Annotated in this window: 15 protein-coding genes; 7 read left to right on the forward strand and 8 right to left on the reverse strand. The window is 72.4% G+C overall.

What is annotated here, in order from left to right:
• The first annotated feature begins 52 nt into the window (after positions 1–52).
• From K7862_RS21270 to K7862_RS21290, 5 genes are all read left to right on the forward strand, one after another.
• Entirely contained in the window at positions 53–499 is a 447-nt protein-coding gene (locus K7862_RS21270) for a MarR family winged helix-turn-helix transcriptional regulator (RefSeq protein ID WP_222964878.1), read from the forward strand.
• 200 nt (positions 500–699) lie between these two features.
• Positions 700–1,662 carry an ABC transporter ATP-binding protein gene (locus tag K7862_RS21275; protein ID WP_222964880.1) on the forward strand — a complete coding sequence of 321 codons (963 nt, stop codon included), beginning with the start codon at positions 700–702 and terminating at the stop codon, positions 1,660–1,662.
• Positions 1,659–2,507 carry an ABC transporter permease gene (locus K7862_RS21280; RefSeq protein ID WP_222964883.1) on the forward strand — a complete coding sequence of 283 codons (849 nt, stop codon included), beginning with the start codon at positions 1,659–1,661 and terminating at the stop codon, positions 2,505–2,507. The genes K7862_RS21275 and K7862_RS21280 overlap by 4 nt, the downstream gene beginning before the upstream one ends.
• Complete coding sequence (locus K7862_RS21285) at positions 2,504–3,844, forward strand: sensor histidine kinase (protein WP_308012103.1); 1,341 nt, start codon at positions 2,504–2,506, stop codon at positions 3,842–3,844. Before K7862_RS21280 ends, K7862_RS21285 begins: the two co-directional genes overlap by 4 nt.
• Positions 3,841–4,461 carry a response regulator gene (locus tag K7862_RS21290; protein ID WP_222964885.1) on the forward strand — a complete coding sequence of 207 codons (621 nt, stop codon included), beginning with the start codon at positions 3,841–3,843 and terminating at the stop codon, positions 4,459–4,461. The genes K7862_RS21285 and K7862_RS21290 overlap by 4 nt, the downstream gene beginning before the upstream one ends.
• Before the next feature lie 114 nt (positions 4,462–4,575).
• Here the strand turns inward: K7862_RS21290 and K7862_RS21295 are convergent, their stop codons facing one another.
• The 6 genes from K7862_RS21295 to K7862_RS21320 all read right to left on the reverse strand — a co-directional run bounded on the left by K7862_RS21295 (position 4,576) and on the right by K7862_RS21320 (position 13,153).
• Positions 4,576–5,016, reverse strand: a complete 441-nt coding sequence (locus K7862_RS21295) for an NUDIX domain-containing protein (protein WP_308012104.1) — start codon at positions 5,014–5,016, stop codon at positions 4,576–4,578.
• A 45-nt stretch (positions 5,017–5,061) separates the two neighbouring features.
• Positions 5,062–6,033, reverse strand: a complete 972-nt coding sequence (locus K7862_RS21300) for an NAD-dependent epimerase/dehydratase family protein (RefSeq protein ID WP_222964887.1) — start codon at positions 6,031–6,033, stop codon at positions 5,062–5,064.
• Positions 6,030–6,467, reverse strand: a complete 438-nt coding sequence (locus K7862_RS21305; protein WP_222964889.1) for a MerR family transcriptional regulator — start codon at positions 6,465–6,467, stop codon at positions 6,030–6,032. The genes K7862_RS21300 and K7862_RS21305 overlap by 4 nt, the downstream gene beginning before the upstream one ends.
• Positions 6,468–6,702: 235 nt before the next feature.
• Positions 6,703–7,848 (reverse strand): glutathione-independent formaldehyde dehydrogenase, encoded by a 1,146-nt coding sequence (locus tag K7862_RS21310; RefSeq protein ID WP_222964891.1) that lies wholly within the window; start codon positions 7,846–7,848, stop codon positions 6,703–6,705.
• 244 nt (positions 7,849–8,092) lie between these two features.
• The gene (locus tag K7862_RS21315) at positions 8,093–8,932 is read right to left on the reverse strand and encodes an aminoglycoside phosphotransferase (RefSeq protein ID WP_222964893.1); all 840 of its coding nucleotides are present in this window, start codon (positions 8,930–8,932) and stop codon (positions 8,093–8,095) included.
• 357 nt (positions 8,933–9,289) lie between these two features.
• Complete coding sequence (locus K7862_RS21320) at positions 9,290–13,153, reverse strand: GH92 family glycosyl hydrolase (protein ID WP_222964895.1); 3,864 nt, start codon at positions 13,151–13,153, stop codon at positions 9,290–9,292.
• Between the two features lie 430 nt (positions 13,154–13,583).
• Here K7862_RS21320 and K7862_RS21325 point away from each other — a divergent pair, with 430 nt between their 5' ends.
• Positions 13,584–17,279, forward strand: a complete 3,696-nt coding sequence (locus tag K7862_RS21325; protein WP_222964897.1) for a discoidin domain-containing protein — start codon at positions 13,584–13,586, stop codon at positions 17,277–17,279.
• 75 nt (positions 17,280–17,354) lie between these two features.
• Here the strand turns inward: K7862_RS21325 and K7862_RS21330 are convergent, their stop codons facing one another.
• On the reverse strand, positions 17,355–17,621 hold the full coding sequence (locus tag K7862_RS21330) for a hypothetical protein (RefSeq protein ID WP_222964899.1): 267 nt from the start codon (positions 17,619–17,621) through the stop codon (positions 17,355–17,357).
• Positions 17,622–17,910: 289 nt separating this feature from the next.
• Between K7862_RS21330 and K7862_RS21335 the strand changes: the two genes are divergently transcribed.
• Entirely contained in the window at positions 17,911–18,540 is a 630-nt protein-coding gene (locus K7862_RS21335; protein WP_262413543.1) for a DedA family protein, read from the forward strand.
• A gap of 32 nt (positions 18,541–18,572) precedes the next feature.
• On the opposite strand, the gene K7862_RS21340 is transcribed toward K7862_RS21335, so the two are convergent.
• The coding region (locus K7862_RS21340) for a copper resistance CopC/CopD family protein (protein ID WP_222964902.1) at positions 18,573–20,053 on the reverse strand (1,481 nt) is incomplete at its 5' end.

Below are 20,053 nucleotides of genomic sequence, written 5' to 3' on the forward strand. Positions count from 1 at the left end.
TCCCAACCGGATTCCAGGGAAGATGATTCCCAGGAATTCAAAGGAGGTTTGCGTGAGCCACGTCACCCCGATCTTCACCGACCTCGTACGGGTCGAGACCCGGCTCTACAACGCGGTGAGCGCCGGACTGCGGACCGAACACGGCCTGGGACTGGGGCAGTTCGAGTTCCTGGAGATCATCGACCGGGTGCCCGGATGCCGGGTGCTGGACATCGTCGGCGAAGTGGCCATCACCGTGGGCGCGGTCAGCAAGGCGGTCGACCGGTTGGTGGCCGCCGGGTGGTGCGTGCGCACCGCGCACCCCCAGGACCGGCGCTCGTCCGTGCTGAGCCTCACGCCCGAAGGCGAGGCGCTGCTGACGGCGGCCCGCCCCGCGGTCGAGGGCCGGCTCGCCGCGCTGACCGCGGGCATCCCGCGGGACGACCTGGCCCGCGTCGCCGCGACCCTCGCCACTCTGCGCGCCTGCCTGGAGGAGAACGGCGAAGGCCGGCCCGGCTGAGCGCCGTGCCCCCGAACGCCCTGCCGCTCCCGGACGGATCGCCGCGCATCTGGACGTACCCCGGCCCCGGTGCCAGTCTCACCTCGGCGCGTCGGACCCCGCCCGGGGGCAGGGCGGATCGGCTGTCCACCGTTCGACGGACAGCGGGCGAGCCGGGTGGCCGATGCCCAACGGGCGGGGTGCGCGGGAGGGTTGAGGGCATGACGGAGTACGCGGTGCGGGTACGGGGGCTTCGCAAGAGATACGGCGAGGTCACCGCGGTGAACGGTGTCGACCTGGACATCCGCAGGGGCGAGGTGTTCGGGTTGCTGGGGCCCAACGGGGCCGGTAAGAGCACGACGGTGGAGATCCTGCGCGGGCACCGTGCCCGCGACGCCGGCGAGGTGAGCGTGCTGGGCGCCGACCCGGCCCGCGCGGGCCGGGGCTGGCAGGCCCGGATCGGCATCGTGTGGCAGGACGAGTCGGCGGCGGAGGAGTCGACGGTCCAGGAGACCGTACGGCACTTCGCCCGCTACTACCCCCGGCCACGCGACCCCGACGAGGTGATCGCGCTGGTCGGCCTGGAGGAGAAGGCGCGCAGCCGCACCAAGGCGCTGTCCGGCGGGCAGCGGCGACGGCTCGACGTCGCGCTCGGCGTCATCGGACGGCCCGAACTGCTGCTGCTGGACGAGCCGACGACCGGCTTCGACCCGGTCGCGCGCCGGCAGTTCTGGCAGCTCATCAGGGCGCTCGCGGACGAGGGCACGACGATCGTGCTCACCACCCACTACCTGGAGGAGGCCGAGGCGCTCGCCGACCGGCTCGCCGTCATCGCCGCCGGCCGGCTGCTGGCGACCGGCGAACCGGCCACGCTGGCGGGACGGGGTGAGGCCGAGGCGATCGTGCGCTGGACCGACCCGGACGGCCGCGAGTACGAGGCGGTGACCGCGGAGCCGACGGCCCTGGTCGGTGAACTGGCCGCGCGTTACGGCGGCGAGGTCCCCGGACTGCGGGTCACCCGGCCCACCCTGGAGGACGTCTACCTCGGACTCATCGGCCACGGCCGCGACGGCGGTTCGGGCCACGGCGGCGGTTCGGGCCACGCCGGTTCCGACCACGGCCGCGACGGCGGTTCCGGCCAGGGCGACGATTCCCACCACACGCGCGAAGGGAGCAAGCGATGACGACCACCGCCGTGCACACCGCACCGTCCGCCACCGGAGCACCGGCACTGCCCGGCGCCTGGCGGCTGGGCCTGATCCGCGGGGCGATGGAGATCCGCCTGTTCTTCCGGCAGCGCGAACAGGTCGTCTTCACCTTCGCGTTCCCGATCGTCTTCCTCTTCCTCTTCGCCTCGATCTTCCGCGACCACATGCAGCACACCGGAGCGACGGCCTCGCAGTACTACGTGGCCTCGATGACCGCGGCCGGGATCATGTCCACCAGCTTCCAGTCGCTGGGCGTCTCCATCGCCATCGAGCGCGAGCAGCGCGTGCTGCGGCGGCTGCGCAGCACCCCGATGCCGCCCGCCGCGTACTTCCTGGGCAAGATCTGGCTGGTGATGGTCACCGGCGTCCTGGAGACGGCCCTGCTGCTGACCTTCGGCGCGACCGTCTACGGCGTCAACCTGCCGTCCGACGCGACCGGTTGGCTGACCTTCGCCTGGATCTTCGTCCTCGGCATCACCGACTGCGCGCTGCTGGGCATCGCCATCAGCAGCGTGCCGCGGTCGGCGAGCAGCGCGTCGTCGGTAGTCGTCCTGCCCTTCCTGCTCCTGGAGTTCATCTCCGGCGTGTACATCCTGATCGACACCCTGCCCGGGTGGATGCTGACCGTCGGCTCGTTCTTCCCGCTGAAGTGGCTGTGCCAGGGACTGCGCGGGGTGTTCCTGCCCTCCGCGGCGGCCGCGCTGGAACCCGCGGGCAGCTGGGAGTACGGCAGGATCGCCCTGGTGCTCGGGGCCTGGTGCATCGGAGGACTGCTGCTGTGTCTGCTCACCTTCCGGTGGAAGCCGCGCGACGAGCGGTGACCGCTCCGTTCGGTGCGGACGGGCCGGCCGACGGGAACGGCCCGGCCGGCCCGGGCGGGCCGGAGGCGCGCGCCGGCGCGGACGGCGGCGACGCCGAAGTCCACGCCTGGGAACGGACCTTCGCGCCCTGGGACTGCTACTTCGCGATCGCCTGGATCGCGACCGTGCTCTTCGCGCTGGCCGCCGAGACCCCGGGGTGGCCCGTGCGCCTGGTCGCCGCCGGGCTGTTCGCCCTGCTTGTGCCCTGGTACGTGGTCGCCGGGCGGCCGGCGATTCTGATCGGGGTGAACGACAGCCCGGCTGCGCTGCGCTATGTGGCCGTGCTGGTCACGGTGTTCGTGGTCGCCTCCGCTTTGGTCGGCGAACTGCGCCTCGGAACATTCGCGCTGGTGCCGCAGTGCTTCATGCTGCTGCGGGTGCGCACCGCGCTCGCCACCGTCGCGGTGATCAACGTCATCCCCGTGGTGGGCTGGGTGGTCCTCTGGCGGCCCGACCGGCACGACGTCTACTACAACTCGGTGTTCGCGGTGGTCACCCTCGGCTTCTCCATGGTCGTCGGGAGCTGGATCATGCGCGTCATCGAGCAGAGCGCCGAACGCGCGGACACCCTGGCCGAGTTGCGGGCCAGCCGTGAGGAAGTGGCGCGGCTGTCCGCCGAACGCGGCGCCCTCGCCGAACGCGAGCGGATGTCGCGCGAGATCCACGACACCCTCGCACAGGGCTTCACCAGTCTGCTGATGCTGGTGCAGGCCGTCGAGTCGGAGTTCGCCGACGATCCGCAAGCGGCGCGCGCACACCTGGCGTTGATGGCCAGGACCGCGCGGGAGAATCTGGCCGAGGCCCGTGCCCTGGTGGCCGGCGGCGGGCCGGCCGACCTCGCGGGCGGCTCGCTGCCCGACGCCGTGCGCAGAGTCGCGGCCCGGCACCGGGATCAGGCCGGTGGCTCCCCGGCGGGCGCCAAGGAGCCCGCGACGGTCACGGTCGAGGTGACGGGCCGGGTGCGCGCCCTGCCGGCGGCCGTGGAGGTGGTGGCGTTGCGCACCTGCCAGGAGGCTCTGGCCAACGTCCGCCGCCACGCCGGCCAGGGCGTCCCGGCGTATGTCCGACTGGCCTACGGGGACGAGGAGTTGACAGTGACGGTACGGGACGAAGGGCGCGGTCTCGGCAAGGCCGCCGAGGAGGGTGCGGACCCGGGCGGTGCACGGGCCGCCTCCGGCTTCGGCCTGCGGGGCCTGCGGGCGCGCGCCGCCGAACTGGGCGGCGCGGCGCACATCTCCGGTGAGCCGGGCAGCGGCACCACGGTCACGGTCGTCCTTCCCGTCGGGGACGTGCGGTGATCCGCGTCCTGCTCGCCGACGACCATCCCGTCGTCCGGCAGGGGCTCGCGGCGATGCTCGGCACCGAACCCGACCTCGACGTGGTCGGCGAGGCGTCGAGCGGCCCCGAAGCCGAGGCCCGGGTGGCGGCGCTGCGGCCGGACATCGTGCTGATGGACCTGCGCATGCCGGACGGCGACGGCGTCGCGTCCATCGAGCGGCTGACCTCGGCCGGCCTGCCGTGCCGGGTGATCGTGCTGACCACCTACGAGACCGACCGCGACATCCTGCGCGCGGTCGAGGCGGGCGCGGCCGGTTACCTGCTGAAGGACGTGACGCCGGGCGAACTGGCCGGCGCGATCCGGGCGGCGGCCCGCGGCGAGACGGTCCTCGCGCCGTCCGTCGCGGCCCGCCTGGTCGACCGGCTCCGCGGCCGCACGGAGGCACCACGGCTGTCCGAGCGGGAGACCGCCGTGCTGCGGCTGGTCGCCGAGGGCTGCACCAACGCCGAGATCGGCCGCCGCCTGTTCATCGGCGAGTCCACCGTCAAGACCCACCTGCTGCGGGCCTTCGGCAAGCTCGGTGTCGCCGACCGCACGGCCGCCGTCACCAGCGCCATGCGTCACGGCATCCTCTGACCGGTACCCGTGCGACCGCCGGAACTCGCGCTGGGGCGGTTCCACCGAGCGCCGCGGCCGGCGGGACGGGCCGGCGCGGCCCGCACGGGGCCGAGTGGGCCCGCTGCGGACGGGTCAGTGCGGGTGCTGCCCGGAACCGATCAGGCGGAGGGCGTCGGCTGCCGCAGGTGACAATGCGGCGGGGGCCAAGTCCGCCAGCGGTGTCCAGCGGGCCGCGTCCGTGGAGCCGTCGGTCTCGGTCACCGCCGGTGCCCCGGCGGCGAGTTCGGCGGCGTAGAACAGGGCGGTCAGATGCCAGCTCACCGCGTCCCGTTCCACCGCGTACGTCCGCGCGCCGAGCAGCCGCGCGCCGGTGAGTTCGAGCCCGGTCTCCTCCAGGAGTTCGCGGGCCAGGGCCTCCACCGGCTGTTCACCGGGGTCGATCCCGCCGCCCGGCAGATGCCACAGGCCCGGCGTGAAGATCGGCGAGCTCTCCGACAGACGGGCCAGCAGCAGCCGTTCGTCCTGCACCGCGACGGCGTACGCCGACACCCGCATCCGAACCCGCGTCCCCACGTCCTCGCTCCTCCCGCTCTCCACTCCGGCCGCGGAGCACTCTAGTCACCTGTCGCTCTCCAACAGGCCGAGGTCCCGCAGGTTCTCGGCGGTCTCCACGATGGTGGTCTCGGCAGGGCGCGGCCGCCAGCCCAGTTCCGCACGGGCGCGGTCGTTGTGGATGACCGGCTGCGGCAGGTCGTCGCCGGGCGCCTCCTCGGTGGGCACCCGGGCGGCGAGCGGACCCAGCCGACGGCGCAGGATGTCGGCGACCGTCAGGAAGCTCAGGGTCGGGCCGTCGGCGACGGCCAGGTAGCGCTTGCCCGCGGCCTCCGGCGCGGCCATCGCCCGCACGTGCAGATCGGCCACGTCCCGGACGTCGGCGACGCCGAAACGATGCCGGGGCGCGACGCTCATGGTCCCGTCGAGCATGGCCTTGGTCAGCGCCATCGACGACCGGAGGTCGGTGGTGAGGGAGGGACCGAAGATCCCCGTGGGATTGACGACCACCAGCTCCGTGCCGGCGTCCCGCATCAGGTCCCACGCGGCCCGTTCGGCTATCGCCTTGGACCGCGGATAGGGAGCCAGCCCGGGCGTGTCCGGGTCCGTCCAGTCGTCCTCGGTGAACTCGGCACCGGGCTTGGGGGAGTACCCCACGGCGGCGAAGGACGACGTGAGCACGACCCGCCGGGCCCCCGCGTCACGAGCCGCCCGCAACACCCGCAGTGTGCCCTCGCGGGCCGGGACGATCAGCTCGTCCGGATCGTCCGGCTGTGTGACCGGGATCGGGGAGGCGACGTGATGGATCTCGGCGCAGCCGGCCACCGCGGCGGCCCAGCCGTCGTCGGAGGTCAGCTCCGCCACGACCAGCTCAAGACCCGAGTCGTCGGCGCCGCCGCGCCGGACCGCCGCCCGCAGCCCGGCCTCCCGGGCCGTCGACCGTACGGTGGCCCGCACCGGCCGGCCGGCCTTCAGCAGCTCGGCGATCAGATGCGTCGCGAGGTAACCGGACCCGCCGGTGACCAGGACCGGGCTCATCGCAGCACCCCCAGCTTCTCCACGGCGGCGACGACATGCCGCATCGCCTCGGCCTCCGCGTCGGCGTCGCCGCGGTCCCGGGCGTCCCACAGCGAGGCCTTCTCCCGGAGGTAGCCGAGCCGCGCGTGCTGGGCGGCGAGCTCGGCCTCGATCCGCACGGCCTGCCGCAGCAGCAGGTCACGCTGCTCCGCGGCCGCCTCCCGTCCCCGGGCGCGGTTCGCCAGATAGGTGCGCATGTCCTCGATGCCGACACCGACCGCGCGCAGGCACGCCAGTGCCTCGATGGTGTCGAGGTCCCGGGCCCGGTACCGCCGGTGCCCACTGCGCTCGTCCCGCTCGATCGGGCCGACCAGCTTGATGTCCTCGTAGTAGCGCAGTGTGGGCTCGCTCAGCCCGCTGCGCCGCGATACGTCCTGAATGGTCAAGATCTCCATACCCGGCAGCAGAACACACCTCAAGCGCTTGAGGTCAAACGCCGGAGGAAGCAATTTCCGCCCCGCGCTCCCCGCTGAGCCCGCCCCTCCCCGTTGAACCCGACCCTGCCCGTCGGGCCTGGTCCGCCCGCCCGGCCTGGCGCACCGTGACCGGCCGGCCACCGTGCGGCTGCGGTGGCGGCCCGCGGAAGTGCCCGGCCGCTCCTGTCCCGGCCGGGCACTGCGAAGACGGCGGTCAGGCGGCCAGGGCCGGGTGCAGGACGACCTTGGTGAAGCCCTCGATCCGCTTGTCGAACCGGTCGTAGGCCATCGGGGCCTCGTCCAGCGGGAGCTCGTGGGAGACCACGAAGCTGGGCTGGGCCCGGCCGGCGATGATCATGTCCCGCAGCTGCCGGTTGTAGTGCTTGACGTTGCACTGCCCGGTGCCCATCCGCAGGCCCTTCTCGAACATCTTGCCGATGGCGACCAGCAACTCGCCGCGCTTGGCGTGCTCGTCGGGGGCGCCCGGGTCGGACGGCACGTACAGGCCGGGGACGCCGAGCATCCCGGTCGGCCGGACCGTGTCGACCAGGGCGTTCAGCACGACGGCCGGCTCCTCGTGGCTGGCGTCGTGCGCCTGCGCCTGGTAGCCGACGGCGTCGACGCCCTTGTCGGTCCCCTCGCCGTTGGTCTGCTCGCGGATCTGCTCGGCGGCGTCGCCCTTGGTGAAGTCGATCGGGATCGCCCCGATCTGCTCGGCCTTGGCGAGCCGTTCCGGCACGCGGTCGACGACGAACACCCTCGCCGCGCCCCGCAGCAGTGCCGAGTACGCGGCCATGAGCCCCACCGGGCCGGCGCCGTAGACGGCGACGCTCTCCCCCGGGGAGACCTGGGCGAGCTCGCAGCCGTGGTAGCCGGTCGGGAAGATGTCGGCCAGCAGCACGAAGTCCGTCTCGAACTGCTCGCCCGGGGGCAGCTTCAGGCAGTTGAAGTCGGCGAAGGGCACGCGCAGCCGTTCGGCCTGGCCGCCCATGTACGGGCCCATGGCCACGTAACCGTAGGCCCCGCCGGCGAAGCCGGGGTTCACGGTCAGGCAGAACCCGGTGTACCCCGCCTGGCAGTTCTTGCAGAACCCGCACGCCACGTTGAACGGCATCACCACGCGGTCGCCGACCTTCAGGGAGGTCACCCCCGAACCGATCTCCTCGATCGTGCCCATGTTCTCGTGCCCGAAGACGATGCCGGACTCGGCCGCGGTACGACCTTCGTACATGTGCAGGTCCGAGCCGCAGATCGCGGTCGACGTCACGCGGACGATCACGTCGTTCGGGTGCTGGATGCCGGGATCCTCGACCTCGGACACTTTGACGTCATAAGGCTTCTCGTAGACGACTGCCTTCATCTCTCCACCACCTCCACATGGAGTACTGCGGATGGTCCGCGACAGACGAAATCCAGCGTCCGCGCACAAAAAGGCGGACCGACAGTGGTGTGGTCCACGGGACGGATGACGACGCCTGATCGCCGGACATATCCACCTTAGTCCCGGCTCGGAGCCTGGGCAGGTGTCGCAGGTCGGACCGGGTCCGACGGCAAAAGGGCCTACGGCGTCGCCGGTGGCGGGCCGCCGCCGGGGAGGACCAGCCCTAGAGTGCCGCGAACTTCCTCACCACGGCGTCGATGGCCCTGACGAACAGCGCCGGCTCACCGGATCGAGCCCGCCCCGCCGGCCCCGCGCTCTCGCTCTGCGCGACGAGTCGGAAGATCAGCGCACGGATCAGCATCTGCTGCCAGTCCGGATGATCGCCGCCGCCGCTCAGCAGGCCGGACGGAAGATCGAACCACAGCAGTCCGTCCGCGACCACGACGGCCTCCGCGAACACCGGAGGCCGCCAGTACGGCGAAAAGTCGATCACGGCAGGCACTTCGTCCTCGGCGAAGAGCACATTGCCGGTGAGATCGCCGTGAACGAGCTGGGCGGCGTCCTGCCGCACCGGGCGCCTCAGCTCCCGCAGAGCCGCGAACGGCGCGGCGAGGTCGTCGATCACGTCGACGTCCTGCTCGCCCCACGCGACCCGATCGCCCACCGCCCACGGATGGGTATGCCGGTCCAGGAAGCCCGGCCGGGGCACGTGCCGCAAGGCGGCGTGGAAGGCGCGGCCGGCGCCGAGCACACCGTCCCAATGCCTGCGAGGGCCGGGCTCACCCGTCAGGAACTCACTGGCCGTCCAACCGTCCACGACGCTCCGGCCGTCCGCGGCCCGGCGGGGCAGCGGGACCCTGAAGCCACTGCCCGGCGCCAGGCTCTCGAACAGGGAAGCAGACCACTCGACCTCGTCGTCGGGTGCCTCGGCGGGTTTGAAGACGAACCCGCCGACGAGAACGCTTCGTCCCTGCCCGCCGGCCAGCGGGACAGCAGGGCCCTGCACGCCGAAGGCGTCAAGCACGGCAGGGGGCGGAACGGCGTCGCCGAGCAGTTCGGTCACGCCCGGCATCCTCCGACACCCCCTCGCGGTTCACAACCTGGTCATGCCTGGCGAGCCGGCCCTGGGACGACGCATGCTGACGCGCCATCGGCTTCCGCGGTCGCCGCGGCGGCCTCGCGAAGAACGCTCTCAGGTCCCAGCACGGAGAACCCGTCGTTGCCGCCCGGCCAGAACAGCGCGATCCGATGCCCGCTCCCGGCCGCGTGGAGCAGGCGGTTCACCTCGGCGGCGGGTTCGACGGTGCAGTCCATCGAACGGGTTCACAGCGGGCATGATGCCGCAGCGCCGAGGTTCGGGTCGATGACGAGTGGCGGGGTGGTGCCGGGCAGCCGTCGGGGTGGCCGCCCGGCACCGGGGTCAGCCTCGGCCGAGGAGTTCGACCTCGGAGAGAGTCAGGCCCTGGGCTCCGACCGGCGGGTCGAAGTCGATCCGTACGTACTGGCACGGCCCGCCCGCCACGGACGGGGTGAACGCCCGGGTCTGCTGCCGCCAGGAGAACGGCTCGCCGCTCCTGCGGTCCACGACCGACCAGTGCGTGCCGTCGGTGGACGTGCTCACCGTCCAGCCCGCCGGGTCGCCGCCGGACTGCGACGCGCTGGTGAGCGTGTACTGGCCCAGCCGCTGCGGCTGGTCGAACCGGTAGGTCACGGACGCGGGCCCTGCCGGGAACGTGGCCGCGGTGGTGGACGTGTTGTCGAAGAGCGCCGCAGGATCCGTGCCGCCGCTCGCCGTCGCCGTGCCCTTGCCCGGTCCCGTGAGGTCCGCCGGGGGGTTCGCCGGCTGCGAACCGGTGGTCAGCGACGGCGGGGCGTCCGACGCCTTCGTGCCCCACGACGACGGCCGCGGGCCCATCCGGAAGTCGATGTGACCGCCGCCGGCCAGATCGGACTGCTGCACGTACGTCCGGTCGGAGCCGTGTCCGTTGATCCGCAGCGACTGGACGTAGACGTTCCGGTCGGAGTTGCCGTCCGCGGTGATGGTCAGCGCCCGCCCGCCGAGCGGGTCGATGGTGACCCGGTCGAACAGCGGCGAGCCGATCGCCCAGGTCGGCGAGCCGGCCTGCAGCGGGTAGAAACCCAGCGCGTTGTCGATGTAGAACGCCGACATCGAACCGTTGTCCTCGTCACCGGGGTAGCCCTGGCCGATGGTGCTGCCGGTGAACAGCCGGCTCTCCGCGTCCCGCACGTGCTCGGCGACCTTCGCGGGCCGGCCCACGTAGTCGTACATGTACGGGACGTGCATCGACGGCTGGTCGTTGAACGCCCACTGCCCGATGCGGTCGTCACGCGACTCGAACATCTCGTGGTACGGGCCGAGCCAACTGCCGCCGTACTGCGCGGTCTCCGGGGTGCTGAAGAACTCGTCCAGCTTCTTCTCCAGCCCGGACCGGCCCCCGTAGAGGTCGGCCAGGCCGTTCCCGTCCTCGGGCACCTCGAACGCGTAGGTCCACCCGTCGCCCTCGGTGTAGTCCGTGGCGTTCCAGTTCAGCGGGTTGTACGTGGAGGGCGGCTGCTCGAACGTGCCGTCCGCGTTCCGCGCCTGGAAGAACCCGACCGCCGGGTCGAACAGGTCGACGTAGTGCTGCGCCCGGTCCCTGAAGTAGGTGTAGTTGTCCAGGTACTCGCGCTTGTGCGGGTCCCCGGCCTTCGCCGTCCGGTACAGCTGCTGCGACATCTGCGCGATGCCGTAGTCGGCGATGCAGTCCTCCAGCGACACCGACGCACTCGACCCCGTGGTCTGCGGCGTGTACCCGAGGAACGTCGCATGCGGCACGTCGGGACGGCCGTTGAGGCCCGACGAGGGCGTCGTCGCGTCCTTCACCGCCGCCTCGTACGCGCCGCGCACGTCGAAGTCCGTCACGCCGCGCAGGTAGGCGTCGGCGATCGCGGCGTCGGAGTTGGTGCCGCTGAAACCGAGATAGCCGGGGGCCGTCCACTGGCCGATCCACCCGCCGTCGCGGTACTGCTGCACGAACCCGTCGATCATCTCCCCGGTCAGCTTCGGATACAGCAGCGAGTCCAGCGCCCAGGCGGTCCGGTAGGTGTCCCAGAAGCCTTCGTTGGCGTAGGGCTTGCCCTCCTTGACCGCCGACCCGGTGGCCGTGTCCGTCTGCTGGCCGGTGCCCGGCGAGTACGGACTGGCGTACTTGTAGACCGGGGCGCCCGCCGTGCCGGTGTTCTCGAACAGTTCGTTCGGGTACAGGTTCAGCCGGTACAGGCTCGAGTACAGGCTGACGAGCTGGTCCTGGTTCGCGCCGCCGACCTTGATCACGCCGAGCGCGTCGTCCCACGCCTTCTGCGCTGCCTTGTGCACCTGGTCGAAGCCGGCGTCCCCGACCTCCAGTTGCAGGTTGTGCTTCGCCTGGTCGAGGCTGATCGCCGAGGTGGCCACACGCATCGTCACCTGGCGGTCCGCGCCCAGGTCGAAGCCCGCGTAACCGCTGACCTTCGAACCGCCGCCGCCCGGCAGGGTGCCGCTGCCCGTCATCGGGCGGTCGAAGACGGCGTAGACGAACATCCGTGGCGCGCCCCAGAAGCCGGACACGTCGGTGTAGCCGCTGACGACACCCGTGGCGCGGTCGATCGTCAGCCCGCCGTTGTCGTTCACGTTGTCGAAGATCAGGCTTCCGCTGTCCGAGGGGAACGTGAAGCGCATCTCGGCCGCGTGGTCGGTCGGCGTCATCTCCGCGCGCAGCCCGTTGTCGAACGTCACGCCGTAGTAGTCGGCCCTGGCCGTCTCGCGGGCATGGCTGAACGGCAGCGCGCGCGTCGTGCGGTCCGCGGTCGCGGGGGTCGCCGACGTCGACGGCATGACCTGCCAGGTCTGGTGGTCCTGCACCCAGATGCTGGGCTCGTGGCTGAGGGAGAACGCCTGGATCTCCGGCTCGTTGGCGGCGTCGTTGCCGCGCTGGTAGGCGTAGAGCGTGCCGGTGCTGCCCGCGTCCGTCACCGGCGTCCAGAAGTTGAAGCCGTGGGGGAGAGCGGTCGCCGGGACGTCGTTGCCGCGCGAGTAGTCCCCCGACGAATTGGTGCCCCGGGTGGTGATCACGCAGGTCGAGGGGTGGGCACAGTCGTCGGACGGCGGTGCCGTGGAGACCTGGACGTCGTCCAGCCACCCGGAGAAGTGCGCCGGGCCGTCCGGATTGTCGTAGCCGAGGAGGACACGCGTGATGGTCTTGCCCGCCGCGACCGCGCCGATGCCGGCGAAGACCTGGTTCCACTGGTCGGTCTGCAGCACCTTGGCCTCGCCCTGACCCCGCGGGCTCAGCGCCTTGCCGTACTGGTCGGTGGCGCCCAGCGAACTGAGATACGTGCCGTCGCTGAAAGCCAGGTCGACCGAGACGAAGGAGCTCGGGTAGCCCTGGTCCTTGCCGGTCGACTCCGGGAAGATGTCGTACGACAGCCGGGTGTCGCGGCGCACCGGCAGCGACACCTGGTAGACCTTGTCGCGCGCCTTGCCGTGGGCGTCGAGTTCCCAGCCCGCGTAGTGCAGGGCGTGGGTGCCGGTGAAGCCGGCGTGGGTCTTCGCGGTCGGACTGGACGCCGGGCCGTCCCCGACGGACGCCGTCATGCCGGCGGCGGCCGACGGCTGCGCGGCGAGCACCAGTTCACCGAGCTGGGTGTGGTCGTCCCCGTGGTTGGCGGTGACCGCCAGCCGGTAGTGCGCGTAGGCCCCCGGACGGCGGACGGAGAACAACCGTGTCTCGGAGCGCTGGTTGAACGTCTGTCCGCTCTCGGTGTCCAGGGTGGTCCAGCTCCGTCCGTCCGAGGAGCCCTGCAACGTCCATGCCGCGGGGTCGCGTTCGGGCCAGTCGGACGCCGAGCCCATGGCGTAGGTGGTGACGCGGGCGGCGGACTCGAGCGTGAGCGAGAGCTGCGGTGTTCTGCTCGCCGCCTGCCACGACGTGCCCGGATCGCCGTCGGTGGCCCGCGAGGCGCCGTGGTCGGGGAGTGCTTCGTCGCTCGCGGTCACCGCGGTCACCGACGCCATCGCCGAACCGGGCAGCCCGGCGCCGGAGTCGGGGTACACCCCCGAGACCGCCGGACGGCCGCCGCCACCGCTGTCGGCGGTGTCCTGCCAGTCGGGCGCCGGTCCCGACGGCTCGAACGACGAGGCGAAGGCGGCCGCCCCGGGGGCGTTCACCGCCTGTTGCGCGAGCGCGCCCTGCGCGGGCAGCACGGACAGCACGGCGCCGGCCAGCGCCGCCGCCGTCACGGACATCGGATGTCTGGTGCGGCGCTTCCACGAGGGGCGCCGTCGCCGTCGGTCGGGTAGGGCCACGTCCAGGCTCCTTGACTGTCGCGGATGGGTAGACAACGTTGTCGCCCCCGCGTCGCATCGCCGCCGTGGAGTCCGGACGCGCTCCGGGTGCGCGCAGGGGCGCGGATTCTCAGGTGCGGGGGAGACGCCGCCTCCGCCGGCCGGGCATCGGTGCGGCGGAGAAGCGGGGTCAGTCTTGCGACGAGTTTCGCGGGCTGTCAACGCCTGTTGCGCACAGGCTCATTGAGGGCGGGTCGGGGTCGCACGGCTCTTGACGGAAGGCGGTGCGCCAATCAGCATGGAGCGCACCCGAGTACTGACAACGTTGTCATGCCAACGTTGACATTTGGGCGCCGAGCGCCGACCCGTGTCTCACCACCAAGGAGCACCGATGTCCGACGACACCACCGAGGACGCCTCCCGGGCGGACGGCCTCTCCCGACGCGGCATGCTGCGGTCGGGAGGCGCCGTACTCGCCGCCGTGAGCGTGACCGGCATGTTCGCCGCCCGGGCCGCGGCGAAACCCGCCGGCGCACCGGCGGGCGCGCCGCCCGCCCCGGGGGGCGACCTGGCGCTCTACCGGCCGGTGACCGCCTCGTCGACCGCGTACGGGCCGGTGCCCGGCTCCTTCGTCGTGGACCGCATGGCGCAGTCCGGCCCCAAGGGCAGCGGCTGGCGGGCGGCGGACACCGGCACCCCGCAGTGGATCGCGGTGGACCTCGAAGGTCCGTGCCACGTCACGTCGGTCGTCCTGGTCTTCGAGGCCGCCGAGGGCGACACCGTGTACAAGCCGGCCGACGACGTCAACCCGCGCAACGGCACCACCGGTTGGGAGGTGCTCTCCAGTTACGCCACGGCCTTCCGGATCGAGGTGTCGCCGGACGGCAAGAACTGGACGGCGGTCCACGAGGGCTCGACCAGCACCGGCGGAACCGTCGAAGCGGTACTGGACACGCCGGTGACCACACGCTGGGTGCGGATGGTCGGCACCGCCCTGTCCAACCCCAACCCCCTGGGCCTGAACTCCTTCCAGGTGCTGGGCACCCCCGCGGCCCACCGGCCGTCCGCCACCGGCTGGACCGAATGGACCAGCGGTGCCCGGCCGGTGCCCGCGCTGCGCGTCGCCGACGACGGCACGCTGCCGGTGGAGTCCGGCTGGAACCTCACGCTGGAGGACTTCGCCGGCACGGACGACGGTGCGCGGGTCTCGGCCGCCGGTGTGGACACCTCGCGCTGGCTGCGGGCCCAGGTGCCCGGCACCATCCTGGCGTCCCTGGTAGCCGAGGGACATCTGCCGGACCCGGTGCGCGGGTTCGGCAACCTGCAGGTGCCCGAGGCCCTGAGCCGCAACTCCTGGTGGTACCGACGCACCTTCCGCCTCCCGCACGACTTCGGCGGCCAGGGCCGCGACCGGGTGTGGCTGGAACTGGACGGCATCAACCACCAGGCGGAGATCTGGCTCAACGGCACCAAGGCCGGCGACCTGGCCCACCCCACAGCCCGTGCCTCGCTCGACGTCACCGGCGCCCTCACCGGACACGCCGACCACGTGCTGGCGGTACGCATCGACCCGATGCCCTACCCCGGCAACCCCGGTGACAAGGGCGCGGACGGCAGCTCCTACGCCGACGCCGGCTCGAACATCATGATGCTCAACAGCCCCAACCTGCTGGCCGTCTCCGGCTGGGACTGGATGCCGGCCGTGCGCGACCGCGTCATGGGCATCTGGAACCACGTCCGGCTGCGCGCCACCGGCGACGCGGTCCTCGGTGACGTCCGGGTGGACACCGTCCTCCCCGCGTCCCCGGACCGGTCGACGGCCGAGGTGACGGTGACCGTGCCGGTGCGCAACGCCGCCGCCTCCGCCCGCACGGTGACCGTGGAGGCCCGGCTCTGCGGGGTGCGGGTCCGCAAGGCCGTCCAGGTCGGCGCCGGGCAGAGCGTCGACGCGGTGTTCGCACCCGCCGACTTCCCGGCCCTGCGGCTGAGGAACCCGCGGCTGTGGTGGCCCAACGGCTACGGCGAGCCCACCCTGCACGACCTCCAGGTCTCCGCGGCGGTCGCCGGCACGGTCAGCGACACGCGGACCGTGCGGGTCGGCCTGCGCGAGACGGCGTACGCCTCGGAGAACCCCATCACCTTCGCGCCCGGCGCCAACCACGTCGAGCAGACCGTCGACATCCCGGCGCAGCAGGCCCGTTACGTCCGCATCCAGGGCGGCAAGCGCGCCACCGGATTCGGCATCTCCCTGTGGACGCTGGCGGTCGTGAACAGCGCGGATCCGGGGACGGACTTCGCCCTGCACGGCGCGGCCACCGCCTCCTCCAACGACAACGCGTCCAACACGCCCGGCAACGCGGTCGACGGCGACCCGCAGACCCGGTGGTCCTCGAACTACACCGACGACCAGTGGATCCAGGTGGACCTGGGTCGGACACGCTCCTTCGACCGGCTGACCCTGGTGTGGGAGACCGCCTACGCGCTGACGTTCACCGTCCAGGTCTCCGACGACGGCAGCACGTGGAAGGACGCGCTGGCGGTCGACAACCGCCCCCACCAACTGCAGATCAGCGTCAACGGCGTGCGGGTCATGTGCCGCGGCGGCAACTGGGGCTGGGACGAACTGCTGCGCCGGATGGGAGGCGGCCGGATGGAGGCCGTCGTCGGCATGCACCGCGACATGAACTTCACGATGATCCGCAACTGGATCGGCAGCAGCAACCGCGAGGAATTTTACGCCCGTTGTGACGAGAACGGGCTGCTGGTCTGGAACGACTTCTGGAACGCGTGGTTCCTCGACCCGCCGAACCATGCCCTGTACCTCGACCAGGTCCGCGACACCATCCTGCGGTACCGCTCGCACCCGTGCATCGCCGTGTGGTGCGGCGCCAACGAGGGCACGCCGTCGGGGGAGATCGACCAGGGGGCGGCCGCCGCGGTGGCCGCCGAGCACCCGGGCGTGCGCTATGTCAGCAACTCCGCCGCCGGTGTGGTCAGCGGCGGGGGCCCGTACGCCTGGATCGACCCCCAGCAGTACTACTCACCGCAGACCTACGGCGCGGGCACGTTCGGTTTCCACACCGAGATCGGCATCCCCACGGTGTCCGTGGCCGAGAGCATGCACAACCTCGTCGGCGACGAGGAGGGCTGGCCGATCAGCACCGTCTGGAACTACCACGACTGGTCGACCAAGGGGAACCAGTACCCGCAGAACTACAAGGCGGCCATCGACGAGCGGCTGGGGGAGTCCTCGTCGCTGGAGGAGTTCGCGGCCAAGGCGCAGTTCGTCAACTTCGAGTCGATGCGCGCCATGTTCGAGGCGTGGAACGCCAATCTCTGGAAGGACGCCAGCGGCCTGCTGCTGTGGATGTCCAACCCGGCCTGGCACAGCACCGTCTGGCAGACCTACGACTACGATCTCGACGTCAACGGCAGCTACTACGGCGCCCGTTCCGGCTGCGAGGCCCAGCACGTGCAGGCCGATCCGCGCAGTTGGGCCGTGATCGCGGTCAATCACACGGCGGAGGACCTGCGGGGAGCGGTCGTGACGGCCGAGGTGCTCGACCTGACCGGCGTCCGGCTGGCCGCCCCGCAGAAGCTGAGCCTCGACGTCCCGGCGTCGGGAACGGCCCCGGCGTTCACGGTGGCGGCCGCCGGCGGGGGCGGCCCGCTCCACCTGGTGCGGCTGCGGCTGAGCCGGACCGACGGGACCGTGCTGTCGGAGAACACCTACTGGCGCTGCGACAGCCCGGGCGACCTCAAGACCCTCAACGGGCTGTCCGGGGCGGACCTGCGGCTGACGAAGAGCCGTGTCACCGTGCGGGACGGCCGGGTGACGGCGAGCGTGACCGTACGGAACGCGGGCAAGGCCGTGGCGCCCATGGTGCGGCTGGGGCTGCGCGGCCACGCCGCCAGGCAGCGGATCCTCCCGGCCCGGTACTCCGAGAACTACCTGTGGCTGCTGCCCGGAGAGCAGCGCACGGTCACGGTCTCCTGCCCGCAGACCGCCCTCGGGAACCCGGGCGACCTGGAGGTCACCGCGCAGGGATACGGCGGCGCGCTGGTCTCGGACCGTTCCGGCCGCTGAGACCGGGCCGCCCGCTCCCGGCCCGCCCGCCTCACGGTCGGGCGGGCCGAGGGGGCGCCGTGGGCCGGGCGGCCCTCAGCCGAACAGCGAGTAGGCGCCGAAGGCCAGGGCGGCCACGACGCCCATCACGAGAAAGCTCATGGCCAGCGATGTGAAGCAGCAGGCGGTGAGCTCGGCCGTGCGGGTCAGGACGGCGCCGACGCTGCCGTCCTCCGGCTGGCGGGACTCCCGGTTGAGGGCCTCCCGCCGGGACCGACGCGACCTGTCGGGCGTGGTCTCGGTGGAGCCGGGCACGGTGCCACGCCGGCGCGTCGGCGCGGGGCCGGAACCGGAATGCGACATGAGGTCATCTCCTGGCGTCGGTGGGTCGGCGTCCGGGGCGGCTGGTCCGGGCCGGGGGCTGCGGCCGGACGCGCAGCCCCGGCCTATCACATCCACCTGGCAGGCACATGTGGCAGTCCTCCGAGCAGGACGACGGCGACCCCGGCGATGGTTGCTCCGCGGAGATGATCTCCTGAATTCCTGCTTCTGGGGAACGCCTGCCGGACATCGAAAGTTATCCAGGAGCCGGCTGCGCCGGCAGCCGCGGGTGAACGACGCCCTGCGGCGCCGCGGAGGAAGGGGACGGCCGTTGAGCGCACCACCGCTGCCCGGTGTGCTGGGCGACCTCGCACCCGTACTGAACCACTGGGGCTACTGGGCCGTGGGCGGCCTGATCTTCGTCGAGGACTTCGGCGTTCCGGCCCCCGGGGAGACGATCCTCATCGCCGCCGCCCTGTACGCCGGAGCCGGGCAGCTCAACATCGCGGCGGTCATCGCGATCGGCATCGTCGCCGCGATACTCGGCGACAACGTCGGCTACCTCATCGGACGCACCGGCGGCCACACCCTGGTCCTGCGCTACGGCAAGTACATCCTGCTCACGCCCGAGCGCTTCGAGAAGGCGGAGGGCTTCTTCACCCGCCACGGCGGGAAGGTCGTCACGATCGCCCGCTTCGTCGAAGGGCTCCGGCAGGCCAACGGCATCATCGCCGGCACCACGCGGATGCCGTGGCGGCGCTTCCTTTTCTTCAACACCCTCGGCGCGGCCCTCTGGGTCGGCCTGTGGGCCGGGATCGGCTACGCGGCCGGCGACCACATCACCACCCTCTACCGGCAGATCAACCGGTACTCGTTGTACCTGCTGGTGGCGGCCGGTCTGGTGGTCGCCGCCCTGATCGTGCGCAGGCTGCTGCGCCGCCGCAGGACCGCGGAGGAGTAGCGGGCTCTCGGGCCGCCGGGGGCGTGCCCGCGTCAGCGCCGGACCGACGCCGCGGGAGCCTGATCCGTCACCGTGCCCCCGCCGTGGGGGACGCGTGCCGGGGCGGTGCCGATCAGCAGCACCGTCACCACCAGAACCGCCGTGATGCCGGCGAGTTCGACCAGCAGGGAGCCGCGGACGCCCGAGACGGCCGCGGGAGCGCCGCGGCGCCGGCCGACCCGTGTGCGGCTGTGAGCGGCCGCCGCAAGCACCGCCAGGACCAGGGCGACCTTGACCAGCAGGAGTCGCCCGTAGTGCGTCCCGGTCAGCGCGTCGACGCTGCCGACCTCGCGGCAGGCCTGCCACAGGCCCGTGGCGGCCAGCACCACCACGGCGGCCAGGGCCACACGGGAGAAGCGCCGCGCCACGACCGCCACGCCGGCCGCCTCCGGGCGGCGGATCATCAGCACGAGAAGGCAGGCCACGCCTCCCGCCCACACCGCCATGGCGGTGACGTGCAGCGTCGTGACGGCCAGCGCGAGGGGCACCAGGGACCCGCTGGGGGCGTGGCTGGTCTCGCTCCAGGTGAGTGCGAGGAGCAGCGTCAGCACGGCCGCGGTGGCGGCCCCGGCGCGGCGGTGCCGCAGGATCTCCTCGCCGATCGCCGCGATGAGCGCGAGCAGCATGATCCGAGCGACGAGCGCGTGCCCGAGGTGACCGGACAGCGACGCGGAGAGCAGCGGCCGGTCGACGGCATGTCGGAGCGAGGCGCCCTGACTGGCGGGACCGTAGGCGAGGAGCTGCAGGACGGTTCCGGTGAGCAGCAGGGCCCACCCGAGCGCGGCGGGCCGGCGCATCCGGGTCCACGCGGGGGCGGTGGTGGTGGGTGCGTCCGTGGCGGCGACGGCGGCGGCGAGGGCGGTCATGGCTTCGCGCTGCTCGCCGGGCGTGTCCCTCGCTTCCGGGGCGTTTCGGCCGTCGCCGTCCGGGGCCGCCTGCGTGAGCCCGTGCGAAGGCGCCCCGACGGCGGCGTCCAGGGTCTGATCCGTGGCCGCGTTCGGGTCGTCGGGCGCGCTGAAGCGGAGCACCGCGACCCCGGCCAGGCCGGCGAGACCGGCGAAGCCGAGCCAGATCGCCAGGTCGAGCACGGCGTCGGTCGGACGGTTCCGGGCGGCTGTCGTGCCTTCGGCGGCGCTCGTCCCGCTCGGCGCGCCCACGGCGAAGGTGAACACGCCCGAGGTCGTGTGGCCGTCGTCGGCCGCGGTGACCCGCCAGCTCACGACGAACGTGCCGTGGTCCGCCTCCGGGGCCACCCCGACCCGGATCCGTTCCCCGCCGGAGCCCGGCTCGGCGGAGGCGCCCCGGTCGGCGCGGCGTCCACTGGGCCCGATCACGGTGACGGTGCTGAGGGCGAGCGTGACCCGCTCGGAGAAGGCCAGGGTCACCTGGGCCGGTTCGGCGCCGAGGACCGACCCGCCGCGCGGCGACGAGCCGACGAGGTCGGCGTGGGCCGCGGCCGGACTCGCGAGGGCGA

Origin of the sequence: Actinacidiphila acidipaludis (genome assembly GCF_019890725.1) — a bacterium.
Lineage (GTDB): Bacteria > Actinomycetota > Actinomycetes > Streptomycetales > Streptomycetaceae > Actinacidiphila > Actinacidiphila acidipaludis.

Bases quoted from the DNA above. Each gene is read 5' to 3' on its own strand.
- K7862_RS21280 (WP_222964883.1), top strand. From the start codon at position 1,659: ATGACGACCACCGCCGTGCACACCGCACCGTCCGCCACCGGAGCACCG.
- K7862_RS21300 (WP_222964887.1), bottom strand. From the start codon at position 6,033: ATGAGCCCGGTCCTGGTCACCGGCGGGTCCGGTTACCTCGCGACGCAT.
- K7862_RS21320 (WP_222964895.1), bottom strand. From the start codon at position 13,153: ATGTCCGTGACGGCGGCGGCGCTGGCCGGCGCCGTGCTGTCCGTGCTG.
- K7862_RS21275 (WP_222964880.1), top strand. From the start codon at position 700: ATGACGGAGTACGCGGTGCGGGTACGGGGGCTTCGCAAGAGATACGGC.
- K7862_RS21310 (WP_222964891.1), bottom strand. From the start codon at position 7,848: ATGAAGGCAGTCGTCTACGAGAAGCCTTATGACGTCAAAGTGTCCGAG.
- K7862_RS21330 (WP_222964899.1), bottom strand. From the start codon at position 17,621: ATGTCGCATTCCGGTTCCGGCCCCGCGCCGACGCGCCGGCGTGGCACC.
- K7862_RS21305 (WP_222964889.1), bottom strand. From the start codon at position 6,467: ATGGAGATCTTGACCATTCAGGACGTATCGCGGCGCAGCGGGCTGAGC.
- K7862_RS21325 (WP_222964897.1), top strand. From the start codon at position 13,584: ATGTCCGACGACACCACCGAGGACGCCTCCCGGGCGGACGGCCTCTCC.